Below are 505 nucleotides of genomic sequence, written 5' to 3'. Positions count from 1 at the left end.
ACGGGCAAACAGCAAAAAGATGCGGAAACGGATTGCAGATGAGGAAGCACTGTTCTTCGAAGAGCAGTTAAAGAAGGAAATCAATGAAGACCGGGAAGCGCATGGGAAAAAGCCTCTGAAAGAAAAGAAGGAAGATCCCAAAGATCCCCCCTCCTGTGGTGGCAGCTCTGATGGAAAAGAAGAAAAAACGGTCAAGGAAAGTACAACGGATCCGGAAAGCGGATGGTTCCGAAAGGGTGAACATAAAAATGTTTTTGCGTATTCCGTGCAGACAGCCTGTGACAAAAACGGATGGATTCTGGGTTATAGTGTAAATCCCGGCAACCAGCATGACAGCCGGACATTTAAATCCCTGTATGATAAGATAAAAGACATTGGCATTCAGACACTGGTAGCCGATGCAGGATACAAAACACCAGCGATAGCAAAGTTACTTCTGGATGATGGTATCACACCGCTTCTGCCGTATAAACGCCCCATGACCAAAGATGGTTTTTTCAAAAAA

The 505-nt window shown here is 45.1% G+C and carries 1 protein-coding gene; it reads left to right on the top strand.

Annotation, left to right across the window (positions count from 1 at the left end; genetic code table 11):
* A partial coding sequence (locus DWZ61_RS20340; RefSeq protein ID WP_243026468.1) for a transposase occupies positions 1 to 505 on the top strand: 505 nt, incomplete at both ends.

This window comes from Clostridium sp. AF34-10BH (assembly GCF_003478095.1).
GTDB classification, from domain to species: domain Bacteria; phylum Bacillota; class Clostridia; order Lachnospirales; family Lachnospiraceae; genus Acetatifactor; species Acetatifactor acetigignens.
Note: the sequence above shows the minus strand (reverse complement) of the source record. Positions and strands in the feature narration are given on the sequence as shown.